The 17,806-nt window shown below is 59.6% G+C and carries 17 protein-coding genes; 6 read left to right on the top strand and 11 right to left on the bottom strand.

The window, feature by feature from the left end:
* Together ACW9HW_RS15415 and ACW9HW_RS15410 are read left to right on the top strand one after the other, a co-directional pair.
* Complete coding sequence (locus ACW9HW_RS15415; RefSeq protein ID WP_095197213.1) at window positions 1–1,617, top strand: DUF2300 domain-containing protein; 1,617 nt, start codon at window positions 1–3, stop codon at window positions 1,615–1,617.
* A 3-nt stretch (window positions 1,618–1,620) separates the two neighbouring features.
* Window positions 1,621–2,430 (top strand): YfaP family protein, encoded by an 810-nt coding sequence (locus ACW9HW_RS15410; protein ID WP_095197214.1) that lies wholly within the window; start codon window positions 1,621–1,623, stop codon window positions 2,428–2,430.
* A gap of 19 nt (window positions 2,431–2,449) precedes the next feature.
* On the opposite strand, the gene ACW9HW_RS15405 is transcribed toward ACW9HW_RS15410, so the two are convergent.
* The 11 genes from ACW9HW_RS15405 to exaC form a co-directional block, all read right to left on the bottom strand.
* Window positions 2,450–2,752 (bottom strand): type II toxin-antitoxin system RelE family toxin, encoded by a 303-nt coding sequence (locus ACW9HW_RS15405; protein WP_095197215.1) that lies wholly within the window; start codon window positions 2,750–2,752, stop codon window positions 2,450–2,452.
* Window positions 2,742–2,981 carry a type II toxin-antitoxin system RelB/DinJ family antitoxin gene (locus tag ACW9HW_RS15400; protein ID WP_095197216.1) on the bottom strand — a complete coding sequence of 80 codons (240 nt, stop codon included), beginning with the start codon at window positions 2,979–2,981 and terminating at the stop codon, window positions 2,742–2,744. The genes ACW9HW_RS15405 and ACW9HW_RS15400 overlap by 11 nt, the downstream gene beginning before the upstream one ends.
* 444 nt (window positions 2,982–3,425) lie before the next feature.
* Complete coding sequence (locus ACW9HW_RS15395; RefSeq protein WP_095197217.1) at window positions 3,426–4,172, bottom strand: LexA family transcriptional regulator; 747 nt, start codon at window positions 4,170–4,172, stop codon at window positions 3,426–3,428.
* 222 nt (window positions 4,173–4,394) lie between these two features.
* A complete protein-coding gene (gene ppa / locus ACW9HW_RS15390) occupies window positions 4,395–4,922 on the bottom strand; it encodes an inorganic diphosphatase (RefSeq protein ID WP_007933577.1) in 528 nt (175 codons plus the stop codon).
* A gap of 113 nt (window positions 4,923–5,035) precedes the next feature.
* Window positions 5,036–5,848 carry a M90 family metallopeptidase gene (locus ACW9HW_RS15385; RefSeq protein WP_457400617.1) on the bottom strand — a complete coding sequence of 271 codons (813 nt, stop codon included), beginning with the start codon at window positions 5,846–5,848 and terminating at the stop codon, window positions 5,036–5,038.
* A gap of 6 nt (window positions 5,849–5,854) precedes the next feature.
* Window positions 5,855–6,511 (bottom strand): DedA family protein, encoded by a 657-nt coding sequence (locus ACW9HW_RS15380; RefSeq protein ID WP_095197219.1) that lies wholly within the window; start codon window positions 6,509–6,511, stop codon window positions 5,855–5,857.
* 299 nt (window positions 6,512–6,810) lie between these two features.
* The gene (locus ACW9HW_RS15375; protein WP_095197221.1) at window positions 6,811–7,272 is read right to left on the bottom strand and encodes a GNAT family N-acetyltransferase; all 462 of its coding nucleotides are present in this window, start codon (window positions 7,270–7,272) and stop codon (window positions 6,811–6,813) included.
* A gap of 114 nt (window positions 7,273–7,386) precedes the next feature.
* Entirely contained in the window at window positions 7,387–8,211 is an 825-nt protein-coding gene (gene eutC / locus ACW9HW_RS15370; protein WP_095197222.1) for an ethanolamine ammonia-lyase subunit EutC, read from the bottom strand.
* A gap of 8 nt (window positions 8,212–8,219) precedes the next feature.
* Complete coding sequence (locus ACW9HW_RS15365) at window positions 8,220–9,614, bottom strand: ethanolamine ammonia-lyase subunit EutB (protein WP_457400615.1); 1,395 nt, start codon at window positions 9,612–9,614, stop codon at window positions 8,220–8,222.
* A gap of 198 nt (window positions 9,615–9,812) precedes the next feature.
* The gene (gene eat, locus ACW9HW_RS15360; RefSeq protein ID WP_095197224.1) at window positions 9,813–11,183 is read right to left on the bottom strand and encodes an ethanolamine permease; all 1,371 of its coding nucleotides are present in this window, start codon (window positions 11,181–11,183) and stop codon (window positions 9,813–9,815) included.
* A gap of 223 nt (window positions 11,184–11,406) precedes the next feature.
* Complete coding sequence (gene exaC, locus ACW9HW_RS15355) at window positions 11,407–12,927, bottom strand: acetaldehyde dehydrogenase ExaC (RefSeq protein WP_457400613.1); 1,521 nt, start codon at window positions 12,925–12,927, stop codon at window positions 11,407–11,409.
* Window positions 12,928–13,370: 443 nt separating this feature from the next.
* Here exaC and ACW9HW_RS15350 point away from each other — a divergent pair, with 443 nt between their 5' ends.
* The 4 genes from ACW9HW_RS15350 (at window position 13,371) to ACW9HW_RS15335 (ending at window position 17,743) form a co-directional block, all read left to right on the top strand.
* The gene (locus ACW9HW_RS15350) at window positions 13,371–15,281 is read left to right on the top strand and encodes a sigma-54-dependent Fis family transcriptional regulator (protein ID WP_457400611.1); all 1,911 of its coding nucleotides are present in this window, start codon (window positions 13,371–13,373) and stop codon (window positions 15,279–15,281) included.
* A 206-nt stretch (window positions 15,282–15,487) separates the two neighbouring features.
* Window positions 15,488–16,837 carry a UDP-N-acetylmuramate:L-alanyl-gamma-D-glutamyl-meso-diaminopimelate ligase gene (mpl, locus tag ACW9HW_RS15345; protein ID WP_095197227.1) on the top strand — a complete coding sequence of 450 codons (1,350 nt, stop codon included), beginning with the start codon at window positions 15,488–15,490 and terminating at the stop codon, window positions 16,835–16,837.
* On the top strand, window positions 16,834–17,466 hold the full coding sequence (ubiX, locus tag ACW9HW_RS15340; protein ID WP_095197228.1) for a flavin prenyltransferase UbiX: 633 nt from the start codon (window positions 16,834–16,836) through the stop codon (window positions 17,464–17,466). Before mpl ends, ubiX begins: the two co-directional genes overlap by 4 nt.
* The gene (locus tag ACW9HW_RS15335; protein ID WP_457400609.1) at window positions 17,459–17,743 is read left to right on the top strand and encodes a YceK/YidQ family lipoprotein; all 285 of its coding nucleotides are present in this window, start codon (window positions 17,459–17,461) and stop codon (window positions 17,741–17,743) included. Before ubiX ends, ACW9HW_RS15335 begins: the two co-directional genes overlap by 8 nt.
* Window positions 17,744–17,806: the final 63 nt, after the last annotated feature.

The raw sequence follows: 17,806 nt of genomic DNA, 5'->3' as shown, positions 1-17,806 counted from the left end.
ATGCTCCGGCTTCTGGTCTGTTGGGTGTGTTTGATTCCTGCGCTGACCCTGGCGCAGGACGAACCTTTGCGTCTGGCGTTCAAGGGCGAATTGTTGTCGTTGAACAGGACTCAGCTGCTGTCGCGCGAGCCGTTACCCGATACGTTGCAGACGCCATTGGGCAGTGTTTGGAAGCTGTTTGTGTACGGCTGGCTGGTGGACACCGGCGCACATGAACCGGCGTATGAATGTCGCGGGCAATCCAAAGAGGAAGTGTATTGCTGCACTGCGGGCGGCACGATCGAGCGTGATCAGGCGCTGGTGAAATCCTGTGGCTTGTATTTCGAGCCGGGGCGATTGGGTATTTCTGGCCCGGACTGGCGAGCGTATTGGCAAGCGCAACAGGCACCAGAGTGGCTGCTGAACTTGTCGTTATTACAGCCGGCCACCCGGGTGTCGGTTGCGGAATTGCTGCGCGTGTTGGCGGTGATGCCGGCGCAGGAACAGGCGCGACGAGTGCTGCTCGATGTGGTCTTGAATGCCGCCGACGGCAACGTCGTGGGCGAACTCGGCAGCCGCTTGCGGGTGAAGACCTGGAGCTGGCTGGGGGATCAGGATGCTGCCTCGCGCCAGGGTGGATTCGCTGGCTGGACAACGGACGGCGCGCCGATCTGGGCCGGTGGGCGCGGAACCAGTCAGCGTGTATTGCGTGATTACGCGGAGGCGTTGTCGGCAGTCGTGCCTGTTGGGTGGCCCTCCGATGCGGGGCGTTGCGTTGAAGTCGGCCTGTTCTCCCGCTATCCACTTGAACGGGTACTGTCGGGCAACAGTGAAGTGCGCTCGGGGCAGCTGCTAGGGGATTACCGCGTCGAATTCACCAATGGCAATCAACTCGCTATCCACAGCGACGGCGAGCTGTTTTTACTCAAGGACAAGCTTGTCGCCCGCCTGGACCGCGAAGAGTACGTCGCCCGCGTGCTTCAGCGCGAAGCCACACCCGAACCCGTCGAAGCCGCCAAAGCCCTGGCCGTGGCCATCCGCACCTACCTGCTGCAAAACGCTGCGCGCCATGGCGATTGCCTGAGCATCGACGACAGCAGCCAGCGCCAGCGGGTCGCCCCGCGTCCGGCCTCCGTCGAGTCGCGCAAAATCGCCGCATGGACCAGCGATCTGGTATTGGCCGGGAGTACCGTTACCTACCACTCCGACCAACCCGCCCCGGACAAGTTGTCCTGGCAGCAAGCCGTCGAACAGGCCAACGCCGGCCAGCGTTACGACGCCATCCTTCTGCACGCCTACCCGCGCGCCAGCCTCAGCCGTTGGGACAATCCGGTCGCCTCCTGCGAAGCGTTGCCCGCCGCACAGGACTGGCTGCAGAAGCAGCGGCGCGGCTGGCGCCCGAAACTGGAAAGCGAAACCGGCTACAACGAAGTCAGCACCTTTGCCGTCTGCCGCCTGACCTTCGGCCGGCCTTACGTCGACCGCGAACGCCAGCGTATTTACGTGCGCGGTGTGCTCTCGCTGCAGGACCGCCTCGATCTGACCCACGAATACCTGCACCTGGCCTTCGAAGCACACCCCAATGGCCAGGATGAAACCTACATCGAAGGGCTCGCCCGCCACCTTTTGCTGGAATAGACCATGACACTCCGCTTTCCACAGCTCTTGCTGTTGCTCTGTTCATTGTCGGTTTTGCCGCTGGCAGTGGCGCAAGGCGTCAAACTCGATACCCCTGCAGGTGGCTGGCGAACCGGCGCCCCTGAAGGTGAAGGCGAAAGCTTCCGCCAGGCCGTCAACTATCCGGCCTCTTTAGTCAATACGCCGGCTGGGCAAGCCAACACCGCACGCATCAGTGGCCAGATCAATGCCACACCCAAGAACAACGAACCCGGCCGGCTGATCGTCAACGGCGTCAGCATGCCACTGAAAATCGATCCCGCCGGCCGCTTCGATCGCCCGTTCTCGTTCCCCAACGGCAGCAACAGCGTCGAAGTCCGCAGCCCCGACGGCCAACATCGCCAGCGCACGCAGTTCCTCAACGTCAGTGGCGGGGCGACACCTGCCAAATTGCGCGTGTTGCTGGCCTGGGACAGCGACGGCACCGACCTCGACCTGCACCTCATCACCCCCGACGGCGCTCACATCTGGTACGGCGACCGCGTCGTAGCCAACGGCGCGGCACTCGATGTCGACGTCACCACCGGCTACGGCCCGGAAATCTTCGCCATGCCGGCGCCGATCAAGGGGCAGTATCTGGTGTATGTGAACTACTTCGGTGGAGGCTATCGCAGTGATGAAGAAGGGCGGGAGGATGCGGTGCAACCGCTGACGACCGCTCAGGTGACGGTGATTACTGAAGAAGGGACGCCGAGCGAAAAGATGGAAACGTTCCTGGTGCCGATGCGGGCGGTGGGGGAGTTGACGTTGGTTAAGGGGTTTAGTTATCCGTGAGGGGGGTGATGGAATGCAATCAGTCAGCACCCTGCTGACCGATTCGATCCTGTGCATCTTGGTATGCAGTCTCTCGTTCGCGTTTTCCAATTGCAATCACAAATACCACAACCTCTTGATCAAGCACTTGATAGATCAATCGATAGCCGGCACTGCGCAGCTTTAACTTGTAGCAATCAGGTAAATTACGAAGTCGGTTGGCCTCGATGCGTGGGTTCTCCAACACCTCAGCGAGTTTCTTTTTGAACTGTTGGCGCAGGGAATCGCCCAGTTTGTTCCACTCTTTTAGCGCGCGACGATCAAATTCAAGGCTATAGGTCATCCAGGCTTACTTTCACTCGCTGGGGGGCGGCAAGGCGTTCTGTGACGACTGCAATAAGCGCTTCATCTTCTTCGCTAAGCAATGCAGCTTTGAAAGGCAGTTTTCCTCGCTCCGCGACGTACTGAAGGGTTTGGCGCAAAAGCTCGGAGGGGGTAACACCGAGTTTTTCCAGTTCAGCAAAGGAGCGCTGTTTCAGCTCATCGTCGATGCGGATATTGATAGATGCCATGATGAAATACCTGTAATGACGTTTGTCGTTACGTTAGCAATTGCTTACCGCTCCGACAACCCTCAAGCAGTGATTTCAGACGATGGGTCTACTTTATTTCGGACATTAAAAAGCCGGCTTGTGGCCGGCTTCTCGGGGACTGGCTTGGTTCATTTTTGGTAAACCGCGCCAGCCTTCAAAACGTACACCCGGATCTTGCGTCCGGCTGTGGGACTTGGCGAGAAAGTCATCTGCCTTGTCGGTGCGATCTGGGCCTCAAGAAAGGGTCGATGCGCAAATGTGGGGCGCAGCATACTGATTTTTTTGAGGAATTCCCAGCTTGGTATGCGGATTAGAGCGTTGGGATTGCTCAGGTCTGACAATAGGATTGGCATTGTCCGGTGAATGTTCCATCGCATTCGCGGGCAAGCCTCGCTCCTACAGCGCGTGGCTTGCTGCTCAGCATCACAGAAACGGCACCGGTGGCCTGCGTTTGTTCAGTGTCGACCACCAGAACACCCAGCCCAATACCCTGATGTTCTGCTCTTCGATTTGCGCCGGCCTGAAGATTTCATCTGGGTGCTCGGCGCGGTTATGGCTGCGCAATCGCAGCGCGTTCCCCGGCATTCGGTGCAAGTATCGGATTCGCAGCATGCCGTCGTGTTCGATGGCATAGATCTCGCCATCCACAATCTGGGTCAGGCCGCGGTCGATGGCCAGGGTCGAGCCGTCTTCTATGCGTTCGGCCATGCTGTTGCCAATCATGTGGATGCAGATCGCATCGACGTGGTTGATTTCCAGGGAGTCGAGGTGGCTGCGGGGCAATCGGATGGATTGGCCAGGGTCTTCGACGACGTGGGTTTTGCTGGAGCCAGGGGCTGTGGGGGTTTCCTTGTAGAGGGGGAGTTCGACGTCGGTGGGCTCGATAACCGTGTAGACGCCGCGAATGGCCTGTGCGTCGAAGGTATTGCCGGAGTCGTCGTGCAGGCGCAGGTGCGCGGCGTCTTTCGGGCCATCGCCTGTTTTCAGCCATTCGCTGTTGACGGACAGCTTTCTGGCGACTTCTTCCATGCAGTGGGCGGGCACACCGCGGGTGTACCAGTTATGGACATTTTGCGGGGCCGTGTTCAGGAATTCGGCAAACCCGGTTGTCGTGATGTTGGCTAATCCAAGGAGTGCTTTGAAGCGAGGGCCGCTAGTGTTCTTTTTCATAAACACGAGTCTACTGGCGCGGCATAAGGCTTTGAATAAACGAGCTGTTCAAATTTCGAGGGAAATTTACGACCGGATGTAAGACGTTCTTGAGGAAAATTAAACAAAAAAACACCAAGGGAAGTCGTTTTAAACGAACCGTTTAAGCGGTGCTTTTCAAGCGCCCACAAAAAACCCCGGATCACCGGGGTTTTTCTTGAGGCGTGAAGCGGGAAGCCGCTCTTAGCCTTTGTAGGCAGCAACCGACTTGGTGATCGCGGCGCGGGCGGCGTCTGCGCCGTCCCAGCCTTCGATCTTCACCCATTTGCCTTTTTCGAGATCTTTGTAGTTCGCGAAGAAGTGCTCGATCTGCTGAATCAGCAGGGCTGGCAGATCGGTGTATTCCTTCACGTCCACGTACAGCTGGGACAGCTTGTCGTGTGGAACAGCGATGACTTTGGCATCGCCGCCGCCGTCGTCGGTCATGTTCAGGATGCCGACCGGACGAGCGCGGATCACGGAACCTGGAGCAACCGGGTAAGGGGTCACGACCAGCACGTCCAGGGGATCACCGTCGTCAGCCAGGGTGTTCGGGATGTAACCGTAGTTGGCCGGGTAGAACATTGGGGTGGCCATGAAACGGTCAACGAACAGGCAATCGCTGTCTTTGTCGATTTCGTATTTGATCGGCGCGTGGTTGGCCGGGATCTCGATCGCGACGTAGATGTCGTTCGGCAGGTCTTTGCCAGCCGGAATCTTGCTGTAGCTCATTGGGCGTTGCCCCCGTTAGTTGACCAAAAACACTTGGCCGGATTGACCAAAAAGTGGCGGCGATTATAGGCATATTCCTGGGTCGACGCCACGTACCAGAGAGGGTGTAGACCTTAGTCGTGTGCCTGATAGACAGGGTTCGTGGCCTGAAGTTGCCTCAGTCGGCCCAACGGATCTTGCCGGTAGAAAAGCTTCAGCTGCGCATACACCTGTGGATAAGCCTCGTGCAGCAAATCCGGGGCGCTGAAAAAATATTCGCTGGTGACGGCAAAGAACTCGGCGGGATTTTCGGCGGCATACGGATCGATGGCGGTTTCGGCGTCCGGATTGCGCTCCAGTTGCCGGTCGAGGTCGTCGTAGGCCTCTTGCATGACCTTGGCCCACTCGCTGACGCGCATGTCGGCGTGCAGCGGTGGCAAGCCGTTGGCGTTGCCGTTGAGCATGTCGAGTTTGTGTGCCAGCTCGTGGATCACCAGGTTGTAACCTTCCCAGCCGCCGCTGGCCAGGACGCCGGGCCACGCGAGGATGACCGGCCCTTGCTGCCAGGCTTCGCCGCTGTGTTCGCCGTCCCATTCGTGCTCGACACCGCTGGCGTCACGATGACGCTGGGGGCTGAGAAAGTCGTCGGGGTAGAGAATGATTTCGTGAAAACCCTGATACCAGTTCAGATCGCCCAGGTGCAGCAGCGGCAGTTGGGCCTGGGCGGCAAGCAGCAGGCGTTGCTCCTGATGCAGTTCGACACCGGGCAGCGCGGTCAGATGTTTGTCTTGCAGGAATAGCACGCAGGCTTCGCGCAACCACTGGTCTTCGGCGGCGCTGATGCCGTCAAGAAAACTCAGGTGATGGCGCACCCGTTGCCACATATCGTCGGCAATCGGGTGCCGGGCCAGGATGCGCCGGCGACGCCAGGCGCTCAGGGACCACATCGTGAATCAGCGCGGATGTGCTTTTGACGCAGCATTGCCGAAGCGGCTGCGGATCACGCCGATGATCATCGGCACCAGCGATAGCAGGATGATCCCGACCACCAGCAACGACAGGTTGGATTTGATAAACGGTACGTTACCGAAGAAGAAACCGAGGGTAACCAGGCCACCGACCCAAAGAATCGTGCCCAACACGCTGAAGGCGAAAAACCGTGGGTAAGGCATTTTGGCGACACCCGCGACGAATGGTGCAAAGGTGCGGATGATCGGCAGGAAACGCGCCAGGGTCACGGTTTTACCACCGTGCTTGTCATAGAAATCGTGGGTTTGTTGCAAGTAGTCGCGACGGAAGATCTTCGAGTTCGGATTACTGAACAATCGCTCGCCGGCCGTTCGTCCAATGATGTAGTTGGTGCTGTCGCCGAGAATCGCCGCGAGCATCAGTAAACCGCCGAGCAGTACAGGGTCCATGCCGCCGCCGGCCGCTACGGCGCCAGCGATGAACAACAGCGAGTCACCCGGCAGGAAGGGCATGACCACCAGGCCGGTTTCACAAAAAATCACCATAAACAGAATGGCGTAGATCCATGGCCCGTAGTTGGTGACCAGCAAATCGAGGTAAACATCGAGATGCAGGACTAGATCGAGCGGGTTGAAATCCATGGAGGGCACCTGTGATGACGGCCCGACTCGGCAGGCCTGTGCGGATGACTGCGCGCAAGGCTACAGACGGGAGTAATTTTTCTTACAAGGAGGAAAGGACGGCATTATACGATTTGGCAGGTGAAAAGCGCGTCGAGATTGTAGCGGGGGATTTCGAGGGGGGCGACTGTAGGAGCAGCCGGTCGAGGCTCGATTGTTCGCGAAAATAACCAATGGTGCGACTGGGCATCTGATTTGACGCGTTATCGTCCACATTCATCGCGAACAGGCTTGCTCCTACAGTGTTATTAATTGTCGCCCTACAGCTCGTCGCTGATAGGCAATATGTAGTTCTTGAACTCGGTGTCTTCCTTGAATCCAATGGATTCGTAGGTTTTCTGCGCGACTTCGTTGTTGCTGCTGGTGGAGACACGCATGCGCACGGCATTGGTGTCCTTGGCCATTTTCTTCGCGGTGCGAATCAAGTGGTCGGCCACCAATTGGCGACGGGCATCTTCGGCGACGTAAATGTCGTTGAGGATCCACACGCGTTTTAGCGACAGCGAAGAAAAGCTTGGATAGAGCTGGCAAAAACCCATCAGCTTGTTGTCGTCCTCATCGGACAGCGCCAGGTAAATCACCGACTCCTTGCGACGCAGGCGTTTCTCGAGAAACGCCCGGGACGAGTCCGGATACGGCAGGGAACCATAAAACTCGCGATATTTGACGAACAACGGGGTCAGCAAATCCAGGTGTTCGAGGGTCGCTTGAATAATCCGCATGGTAGGTCTCGTCTTCAAGTGGCTGTCTTGCTTGCTTTGACGGCGACGGGAAACCCTGGCGGCCGTGCGTCGATCCTGCCTGAAATCGGAACGATAGTGCAATGCGGAAGCGGTTCAGGCATCCGGCGGACCCAGCAGGAAATTTCCTTTCATGTCCGCTCCCGCGTCCGACTCCAGCGTCTGAATCTGCGCTTCGTCCTTCAGATTGACCCCTGAGAGCTGTCGTTTGCAGGCTTCGCGCATCAGATAAAGCAATCGGTGTGCCGCCATACCGTAACTCAAGCCTTCAAGGCGCACGTTGGAGATGCAGTTGCGGTAGGCATCCGTCAGGCCTACCTTTGGATTGTAGGTGAAATATAACCCCAGGCTGTCTGGCGAGCTGAGGCCAGGGCGTTCGCCGATCAGGATCACCGTCATTTTGGCGCCCAGCAGCTCGCCGATTTCGTCCGCCACCGCTACACGACCCTGTTCCACCAGGACCACTGGCGCCACCGACCAGTTTTCATTGCGGATCTGTTCTTCCAGTCGCGCCAGCAATGGCAGCGTATGGCGGTGGACAGCCAATGCTGACAAACCATCGGCGACCACAATGACCAGATCGACACCCCCTGGATGGGCCGAGGCATAATCGCGTAACGCATGTGCCGACTCGGTGCTCAACTTTCGCCCCAGATCAGGGCGTTGCAAGTAACTGTTCCGGTCTATCGCCGCGCTATGCAATAAAACACTGTCATGCCCGCGTTCAGCCAATTGCGAGCGCAAAGTCCCATGATCGAATGGCAAATGCACCGCATCGCGCGCCTGGGCGTGAGCGTATTGGAAGTCCAGCTGTGCACGGGTGGGCATGCTGGTGCCGGTACGGCCCAAGGCAATCCGCGCCGGGGTCAGGCGCCTCAGTTCCAGCCATGGGTTGTGCGGATCGAAGGGTAGTTTTTCCATATCAACACTCATCCCAATTGCGCCAGGGCCTGGCGAAAGGCCGGTGGCAGGCTGTTGCCGAAGAGAACCTTGCCGTCCGCCTGGGTAAAGATGCCCATTTTTGCCAGCCACTGTTCGAATTCCGGTGCCGGCTTGAGCCCCAGCGTCTGCCGGGCATAGAGCGCATCGTGGAACGAAGTGGTCTGGTAGTTGAGCATGATGTCGTCGGAGCCGGGAATGCCCATGATGAAGTTGATCCCGGCCACGCTCAGCAGGGTCAGCAAGGTGTCCATGTCGTCCTGGTCGGCCTCGGCATGGTTGGTGTAACAGATGTCGCAGCCCATCGGCACGCCCAGCAGCTTGCCGCAAAAGTGGTCTTCGAGGCCGGCGCGAATGATCTGTTTGCCGTTGTAGAGGTATTCCGGTCCGATGAAGCCTACGACGGTGTTCACCAGGAATGGGTTGAAATGTCGCGCGACGGCGTAGGCCCGGGTTTCGCAGGTCTGTTGGTCGACGCCATGGTGGGCATTGGCCGATAGAGCGCTTCCCTGGCCGGTTTCGAAGTACATCAGGTTCTGTCCGAGTGTGCCGCGATTGAGGCTCAATCCGGCGTCGTATCCCTCTTTGAGTACGTTCAGATTGATACCGAAGCTGGCGTTGGCCGCCTCGGTGCCGGCGATCGACTGGAACACCAGGTCCAGTGGCACACCGCGATTGACCGCTTCAATCGAGGTGGTGACATGGGTCAGCACGCAAGCCTGGGTCGGAATCTCGTAGCGCTGGATGATCGCGTCGAGCATTTCCAGCATGGCGCAGATCGACGCGATGCTGTCGGTGGCCGGATTGATACCGATCATGGCATCGCCGTTACCGTGCAGCAGGCCGTCGAGAATGCTTGCGGCGATACCGGCCGGTTCGTCGGTGGGGTGGTTGGGTTGCAGGCGGGTGGACAGGCGGCCGCGCAGGCCGAGGGTGCCGCGAAACTGCGTGATCACACGAACTTTCTGCGCCACCAGGACCAGATCCTGCACGCGCATGATTTTCGACACGGCGGCCACCATTTCCGGGGTCAGACCGGGGGCGAGCGCGCGCAGGACCTGCTCGTCGGCGGCATCGCTCAACAGCCAGTCGCGAAACCCGCCGACCGTGAGGTGACTGACGACCGCGAAGGCCTGCTTGTCGTGGGTGTCGATGATCAGGCGAGTGACTTCATCGGCTTCATAGGGAATCAGTGCTTCCTGCAGGAAATAGCTCAGGGGAATGTCAGCCAAGGCCATTTGTGCAGCGACGCGCTCGCCATCGTTAAGGGCGGCGACACCGGCCAGAAAATCCCCGGAACGCGCCGGGCTGGCCTTGGCCATCACTTCCTTGAGGCTGTCGAAGCGATAGGTCTGGGCGCCGACGGAATGGGCAAATACGGCCACGCTGTCCTCCTGAATCAATCAATGATTTAAATACGTCGCTGAACCCATGTGGGAGCGAGCCTGCTCGCGAATTCAGTATTTCATTCAATACAGGTGTTGAATGTCAGTCCGTTTTCGCGAGCAGGCTCGCTCCCACATGGGGGCTGCGTGCACTTCAATAAAGCAGGCGCCAGGCTTTCGGCCCGGCGCCGGTGCAACTCATGCACCTTCGAGCATAGCGTCCGCTGGCGCCTCGGAGCGTTGCCGGGCGGTTAATTGGAAATACAGGTAACCGGCGACCATGAAACCGAGGAAGATCAGGCCGATCAAGGTGTTGAACCAGGCCATCGCCACCAGGCACACCAGGGCCAGAAACAGCGCGATCCCCGGCACGATCGGATAGCCCGGGGCGCGGAAGGTGCGTTCCAGGTTCGGCTCGGTCTTACGCAGCTTGAACAGGCTCAGCATACTGATGATGTACATCACGATGGCGCCGAACACCGACATGGTGATCATCGCTGCGGTCAGGCTCATGCCTTGCAGGTTGATCAGGCCATCGCTGTAGATCGCCGCGATGCCAATTACGCCACCCGCCAGAATGGCCCGGTGCGGGGTCTGGAAACGCGAAAGTTTTGCCAGGCCGCGCGGCAGGTAACCGGCGCGGGCCAGGGCGAAGAACTGTCGTGAATAGCCCAGGATGATCCCGTGGAAACTGGCCACCAGGCCGAACAGGCCGATCCAGACCAGCATGTGCATCCAGGTCGAATTGTCACCCACGACCGATTTCATGGCCTGGGGCAGCGGGTCGTTGATGTTGGAGAGCTGACGCCAGTCGCCCACGCCGCCGGCCATCACCATCACGCCAATGGCCAGAAACACCAGGGTCAGAATGCCGCTGACATAGGCCTTGGGAATCGTACGTTTCGGATCCTTGGCTTCTTCCGCCGCCATGGCCGCGCCTTCAATGGCGAGAAAGAACCAGATCGCGAAGGGAATGGCGGCGAAAATACCGGGAATAGAGCCCATCGTGAATTCGTTGGAACCTGACCAACCGTTGAGTACGAAATTACTGAAGCTGAAGCCCGGCGCCACCACACCCATGAACACCAGCAGTTCGGCGACCGCCAGCACGGTGACCACCAGTTCGAAGGTGGCAGCGATGCTGACCCCCAGAATATTGAGGGTCATGAACACGAAATAGGCGCCTACCGCAGCGATTTTCGGGTCCAGTTCCGGGTATTGCACGTTGAGGTAGGCGCCGATGGCCATGGCGATTGCCGGTGGCGCAAAGACAAATTCGATCAGCGTGGCGATGCCGGCGATCAATCCACCTTTCTCGCCAAAGGCCCGCCGACTGTAGGCAAAGGGCCCGCCAGCGTGGGGAATGGCAGTGGTCAATTCGGTGAAACTGAAGATGAAACAGGTGTACATCGTCGCCACCATCAAGGCGGTGACGAGGAAACCCAGGGTCCCTGCGGTGCCCCAGCCGTAACTCCAGCCAAAGTATTCGCCGGAAATCACCAGGCCGACGGCAATGCCCCATAAATGCAGGGTGCCGAGGGTGGGTTTGAGCTGTGTGGTAGTTGTCATAAGTCCTCGCTGTCTTTTTTATTGTTCGATCTTTTGGACTTTCGGGAACTGCGTTTGCGTTTGATGCGGGTACGCAAAGCCCGTGCCAGAGCGGCCAGGCGATGTTGGGTGTGTCATTGAGGATACCTTCGCGAGCAGGGGGCGCGGTGTGAATGTGGGAGCGAGCCTGCTCGCGAAAGCGATGTGAGGGGCGATGCAGAAATATCCGCATCGCCCCCGGTTTTTAGAAGAAGCCCAGCGGATTGATGTCGTAGCTCACCAGCAGGTTTTTGGTCTGCTGATAGTGATCGAGCATCATTTTGTGGGTTTCACGGCCGACACCGGACTTTTTGTAACCGCCGAACGCGGCATGCGCCGGGTACAGGTGGTAGCAGTTGGTCCACACACGACCGGCCTTGATGGCGCGGCCCATGCGGTAGGCGCGGTTGATGTCGCGGGTCCAGAGGCCGGCACCCAGGCCGAACTCGGTGTCGTTGGCGATGGCCAGGGCTTCGGCTTCGTCCTTGAAGGTGGTGATGCTCACCACTGGGCCAAAGATCTCTTCCTGGAATACGCGCATTTTGTTGGTGCCCTTGAGCAGGGTCGGCTGGATGTAATACCCGCTTGCCAGATTGCCTTCGAGTTTTTCCACCTTGCCGCCGGTCAGCAGCTCGGCGCCTTCGCCCTTGGCGATTTCCAGGTACGAAAGGATTTTGTCGAATTGCTGCTCGGATGCCTGGGCGCCGACCATGGTGTCAGTGTCCAGCGGGTCGCCGCGCTTGATCGACAGGACTTTTTTCATCACCTCTTTCATGAAGTCGTCGTAGATCGATTCCTGCACCAGTGCGCGGGAAGGGCAGGTGCAGACTTCGCCCTGGTTGAAGAATGCCAGCACCAGGCCTTCCGCGGCTTTTTCGATGAAGGACGGTTCGGCTTGCATGATGTCTTCAAAGAAAATGTTCGGCGATTTGCCACCCAGCTCCACGGTGGACGGAATGATGTTTTCGGCCGCGCATTTCATGATGTGCGAGCCAACCGGGGTCGAGCCGGTAAAGGCGATTTTGGCGATGCGCTTGCTGGTGGCCAGGGCTTCGCCGGCTTCTTTACCGAAGCCTTGCACGATGTTCAGCACGCCAGGTGGCAGCAGGTCGCCGATCAGTTCGACCAGGACGGTAATGCCCAGCGGGGTTTGCTCGGCAGGCTTGAGCACCACGCAGTTACCGGCAGCCAGGGCCGGGGCAAGTTTCCAGGCGGCCATCAGGATCGGGAAGTTCCACGGGATGATCTGCCCGACCACGCCCAGCGGTTCATGGATGTGATAGGCCACGGTGTTGCCGTCGATTTCGGCAGCGCTGCCTTCCTGGGCGCGGATGCAACCGGCGAAGTAGCGGAAGTGGTCGGCGGCCAGCGGGATATCGGCGTTGAGGGTTTCCCGCACGGCTTTGCCGTTGTCCCAGGATTCGGTAATTGCCAGCAGTTCGAGGTTTTCTTCGATGCGGTCGGCGATTTTCAGCAGCACCAGCGAGCGAGCCTGGGCGGACGTGGCGCCCCAGGCATCGGCCGCCGCGTGGGCAGCGTCCAGGGCCTTGTCGATGTCTTCGGCCGTGGAACGGGGGAATTCGGCAATCGGTTGGCCATTCACTGGCGAGGTATTGGTGAAGTACTGACCTTTGACAGGCGCGACGAACTCGCCGCCGATGTAGTTACCGTATTTGCTCTTGAACGAAACGATAGCGCCTTCAGTACCGGGGTGAGCGTAACGCATGATTATTTCTCCTTGTCTTTTGTACTTATATGGCTCGGCCGAAAACTGCCTGCGCGACGATCATGCTGCGTTAAAAACAGGTTCGGAGTGCTCATGTAGGTTCCCTACACTCCGCTTCCTCGCCTGTTTTTGCCTTGCCTGATCGCCGCTCGGCGAGTTTTCGCACCGACCCCTCGGAGGCGCGCATGTGCGCTTGTATAAGCGTAGAGCAAAGGTCGGGCCACTGCCCTGCAGCTCAAGTAAATCAAGGCCTTGAACGATTTTTGTCGGACCGGTGGGCCGCGACTGTGACGCTTTCGGTACAGGCCCCGTGACACTTTGTACCGTTCATGGCACAGCGTGTGACTGCCCGGTCTTGCCAGCATTGCATTGCAGGCTAGGCTGGAGGATGCTCGGCATCACCTCATGCACGGGTCGCCGAGCCCCGGGGAGAACAATAAGAAATGCACGACAATCATTTGAGTCGCCATGCCCAACAAGTATTGACCGTGACGCAGGGCAAAACCCACCTGCACGGTCCGGGCAGTGATCCGTCCATCGCCCGCTCGTGGCTGCGCTGTCTTGAGGACTATCACCTGGACCCGGCCCTGACCATCGCACCGACGGTACTGGAGCATGGGCGCGTGCTCGAAAGCCGCGAACGCCTGCAGCAAGTGCTGCACATTGCCGGCAACGAAATGACCAGTCTGCATCAACAGCTCTCCGGTTCCGGGCACGCGGTGCTGCTGACCGACGCGCGTGGCGTGATCCTCAACTGCGTGACGGCCCCTGCCGAACGGAAGATTTTCGAACGCGCCGGGCTTTGGCTTGGCGCTGACTGGAGCGAGGCCTGCGAAGGCACCAACGGCATTGGCACCTGCCTGGTGGAGCGTCAGGCGCTGACGATCCATCAGGACGAACATTTTCGCGGCCGCCATACCGGCCTGACGTGCTCGGCGAGCCCGGTGTTTGACCCTCATGGTGAGCTGCTGGCGGTGCTTGATGTGTCTTCGGCGCGCCACGACGTATCGCGCCAGAGCCAGTTTCACACCATGGCCCTGGTCAATCTTTCGGCGAAGATGATCGAGAGCTGCTATTTCCTGCGTTATTTCGACAACCAATGGCTGCTGCGTTTTCATCTGCAGGCCGAGTCCGTCGGGCTGTTCAGTGAAGGCTTGTTGGCGTTCGACGGGGAAGGGCGGATCTGCGCGGTCAATCAGAGCGCACTGAACCTTTTGGGGCATGTGCGCGGTGGTTTGCTGGGCAAGCCGGTGGAAGCGTTTTTCGACTGTGCACTCGATGATCTGCTCGGCCGCGCGAGCGTCAATGCCAGTGCCAGTTGGCCGCTGCGTACCCGCGACGGGCGCAGCCTGTTTGCCGTGTTGCGCGGCCAGCCGCGCCGTGTGCCGGTGCCGCTGGTCCCCAGCCCGGTCATTGAAGGGCGTGCACCGCTGTCGGGCATCTGTCTGGGCGATGCCGCGTTGCAAGCGGATTTCCGCAAGGCTCTGCGTGTGTACGAACGCGATGTGCCGCTGCTGATCAACGGTGAAACCGGGTCGGGCAAAGAGGCCTTTGCCAAAGCCGTCCATCAGGCCAGCCAACGGGCTGCGAAAGCCTTCGTCGCCCTCAACTGCGCGGCCATTCCCGAAAGCCTGATCGAGAGCGAACTGTTCGGTTATCGCGGCGGGAGTTTTACCGGTGCGCGCAAGGAAGGCATGCGCGGCAAGTTGCAGCAGGCCGATGGCGGAACCTTGTTCCTCGATGAAATCGGGGACATGCCCCTGGCCTTGCAGACGCGGCTATTGAGGGTGCTCGAAGATCGTCAGGTAGTGCCGATCGGTGGCGAGCCCCAGGCGATCAACGTGCGGATCATCAGCGCCACGCACCGTAACTTGCTGGAGCGGGTGCAGGACGGCAGTTTTCGCGAGGACCTGTATTACCGACTCAACGGCCTGGAAGTGGCGCTGCCGGCATTACGCGATCGCAGTGACAAGTCGCAGTTGCTCGACTTTTTACTGGCCGAAGAGGCGGGCGGGGAAGCGGTGCAGATCGATGGGCCGGCCAGGGAGGCGTTGCTCGGGTTTGCCTGGCCGGGCAACGTTCGGCAGTTGCGCAATGTGCTGCGCACGTTGGCGGCGTTGTGTGACGGCGGGCGGATCGGTTTGGAGGATTTGCCGGCGATGATCCGACAGGCACGACCGATGGTCGCGCAGTCAGCTGAAGAGTCCGACCATCCGCTGGAGGATGCCGAGCGGCTGGCGTTGTTGAATGCACTGGAGCAGACGCGTTGGCATATGACGCATACGGCGCAACAGCTGGGCGTCAGTCGTAACACGCTCTATAGAAAGCTGCGCAAGCACGGGATAGCCCGTTAAACGCGTTTTGTGGCGAGGGAGCTTGCTCCCGTTCGGCTGCAAGGCAGCCGCCTTCAAATGATTCGGTTTGTCAGAACCTTCGTGATTGCAGGTTTTGGGGCCGCTGCGCGACCCAGCGGGAGCAAGCTCCCTCGCCACAGAAAAGCTAAAGGGTGCGATTTTCCCCTCCCTACGCTAACCTGCGGCCATGTTTTACGAGGTCGACTATGCACATTCATATTCTTGGTATCTGCGGCACTTTCATGGGTTCGATGGCGGTTCTGGCCAAAGAGCTGGGCCATCACGTGACGGGCTCCGATGCCAACGTCTACCCGCCCATGAGCACTCAGCTTGAGGCTCAGGGCATCGAGTTGACCCAAGGCTACGACCCGGCCCAACTCGATCCGGCCCCCGACCTGGTGGTGATCGGCAACGCCATGTCGCGCGGCAACCCGGCAGTGGAGTATGTGCTGAACAAAGGCCTGCCTTATGTCTCCGGCCCGCAATGGCTGGCCGACCACGTACTGCAAGGTCGCTGGGTGCTGGCGGTTGCCGGTACACACGGCAAGACCACCACCAGCAGCATGCTTGCCTGGGTACTGGAGCACGCGGGCATGAGCCCGGGCTTCCTGATTGGTGGCGTGCCCCAGAACTTCTCGGTGTCGGCGCGTCTGGGCGGCACACCGTTTTTCGTGATCGAAGCCGACGAATACGACAGTGCCTTTTTCGACAAACGCTCCAAGTTCGTTCACTACCGCCCGCGCACGGCGATCCTGAACAACCTGGAATTCGACCACGCCGATATCTTCCCGGACCTGCCCGCCATCGAGCGCCAATTCCACCATCTGGTGCGGACCATCCCGAGCGAAGGCCTGGTGATTCATCCGACCACCGAACCGGCGTTGCAGCGTGTCATCGAAATGGGTTGCTGGACCCCGGTGCAAACCACCGGTGCTGGCGGTCAGTGGCAGGTCAAGTTGCTCAGTGAAGATGGATCGGCCTTTGAAGTGATGTTCGAAGGGGTTTCCCAAGGCGTGGTCGAGTGGGACATGACTGGCCAGCACAACGTTGCCAACGCACTGGCCACCCTGGCAGCCGCGCGGCATGTCGGCGTGGTGCCATCCATGGGCATCGCGGCATTGAGTGCTTTCAAAAGCGTGAAGCGGCGGATGGAGAAAGTCGGGGAGGTGCGTGGCATCACCATTTATGACGACTTCGCGCATCACCCGACCGCCATCGCCACCACGCTTGATGGCCTGCGCAAGCGTATCGGCGATGCGCCGTTGATCGCGATCATCGAGCCGCGCTCCAACTCCATGAAGCTCGGCGCGCACCGCGACGGCTTGCCGGAAAGTGTGGTCGATGCCGATCAGGTGATCTGGTACGCACCGGCCAATCTCGGTTGGGACCTGGCAGCCACCGCCGCGCTGTGCACCGTGCCGTCGATTGTCAGCGACTCGCTGGAGGGCATCATCGAGCGCGTGAAAAGCCAGGCGCAACCGGGCACCCACGTGGTGATCATGAGCAACGGCGGTTTCGGCGGCCTGCACGGTAAACTCGCCGAGGCGCTCAAATGAGCAATGGTCCGGATCGCATCACGCTGGCGATGACCGGCGCTTCTGGCGCCCAGTACGGCTTGCGCCTGCTCGACTGCCTGGTGCGCGAAGACCGCGAAGTGCACTTCCTGATTTCCAAGGCCGCGCAACTGGTAATGGCCACTGAAACCGATGTCACGCTGCCGGCCAAACCGCAAATGATGCAGGCCTTCCTCACCGAATACACCGGCGCCGCCGCCGGGCAGATCCGCGTGTATGGCAAGGAAGACTGGATGTCACCGGTGGCCTCGGGCTCCGGTGCGCCGGCGGCGATGGTGGTGGTACCGTGTTCCACCGGGACGCTGTCGGCCATCGCGACCGGTGCCTGCAACAACCTGATCGAACGCGCTGCCGACGTGACATTGAAGGAGCGCCGTCAGCTGATTCTGGTGCCGCGCGAGGCGCCGTATTCGAGCATTCACCTGGAGCACATGCTCAAGTTGTCGAACATGGGCGTGACGATTCTGCCGGCATCGCCGGGCTTCTATCATCAGCCGCAAACCATCGACGATCTGATCGATTTCGTGGTGGCGCGGATTCTCAATCTGCTGGGTATTCCCCAGGACATGCTGCCACGTTGGGGCGAGCACCATCTGAGCAGTGATGAATAAGCTGCTGATTATGTTGCTGGCGTTGCAATTGGCCGGCTGCGCCACGGCCCGTACGCTGGATGCCGCGAAACCGGGGGCGCCGGTGGTGTATGCGGGGACACGGCTGGATCTGTATGCGATGAAGGGTGGCTGTTGCGCGAAGGATCGATTCGGTGCTGAAGCTCCGGGTTATCCCGGGGTTGATCTGCCGGCCAGTGCGTTGCTCGACACGTTGCTGTTGCCGTTGTCGTTGTTGACGGTGTTGGGTGTGAGCTTTCAGGCGACGGGCGGGTTGTAAGGACATTTGTGGCGAGGGAGCTTGCTCCCGCTGGGCTGCGAAGCGGCCCCAAGAGAGGGGCGC

It is taken from the genome of Pseudomonas sp. SDO5532_S415 (assembly GCF_054071155.1).
The sequence above is the reverse complement of the archived record's forward strand: the minus strand, read 5'-3'. Positions and strand labels throughout refer to the sequence as shown.

Coding starts and splice junctions, on each gene's coding strand:
- ACW9HW_RS15415 (WP_095197213.1), top strand. CDS start 1: ATGCTCCGGCTTCTGGTCTGTTGGGTGTGTTTGATTCCTGCGCTGACC.
- ACW9HW_RS15410 (WP_095197214.1), top strand. CDS start 1,621: ATGACACTCCGCTTTCCACAGCTCTTGCTGTTGCTCTGTTCATTGTCG.
- ACW9HW_RS15405 (WP_095197215.1), bottom strand. CDS start 2,752: ATGACCTATAGCCTTGAATTTGATCGTCGCGCGCTAAAAGAGTGGAAC.
- ACW9HW_RS15400 (WP_095197216.1), bottom strand. CDS start 2,981: ATGGCATCTATCAATATCCGCATCGACGATGAGCTGAAACAGCGCTCC.
- ACW9HW_RS15395 (WP_095197217.1), bottom strand. CDS start 4,172: ATGAAAAAGAACACTAGCGGCCCTCGCTTCAAAGCACTCCTTGGATTA.
- ppa (WP_007933577.1), bottom strand. CDS start 4,922: ATGAGCTACAGCAAGATTCCGGCTGGCAAAGACCTGCCGAACGACATC.
- ACW9HW_RS15385 (WP_457400617.1), bottom strand. CDS start 5,848: ATGTGGTCCCTGAGCGCCTGGCGTCGCCGGCGCATCCTGGCCCGGCAC.
- ACW9HW_RS15380 (WP_095197219.1), bottom strand. CDS start 6,511: ATGGATTTCAACCCGCTCGATCTAGTCCTGCATCTCGATGTTTACCTC.
- ACW9HW_RS15375 (WP_095197221.1), bottom strand. CDS start 7,272: ATGCGGATTATTCAAGCGACCCTCGAACACCTGGATTTGCTGACCCCG.
- eutC (WP_095197222.1), bottom strand. CDS start 8,211: ATGGAAAAACTACCCTTCGATCCGCACAACCCATGGCTGGAACTGAGG.
- eat (WP_095197224.1), bottom strand. CDS start 11,183: ATGACAACTACCACACAGCTCAAACCCACCCTCGGCACCCTGCATTTA.
- exaC (WP_457400613.1), bottom strand. CDS start 12,927: ATGCGTTACGCTCACCCCGGTACTGAAGGCGCTATCGTTTCGTTCAAG.
- ACW9HW_RS15350 (WP_457400611.1), top strand. CDS start 13,371: ATGCACGACAATCATTTGAGTCGCCATGCCCAACAAGTATTGACCGTG.
- mpl (WP_095197227.1), top strand. CDS start 15,488: ATGCACATTCATATTCTTGGTATCTGCGGCACTTTCATGGGTTCGATG.
- ubiX (WP_095197228.1), top strand. CDS start 16,834: ATGAGCAATGGTCCGGATCGCATCACGCTGGCGATGACCGGCGCTTCT.
- ACW9HW_RS15335 (WP_457400609.1), top strand. CDS start 17,459: ATGAATAAGCTGCTGATTATGTTGCTGGCGTTGCAATTGGCCGGCTGC.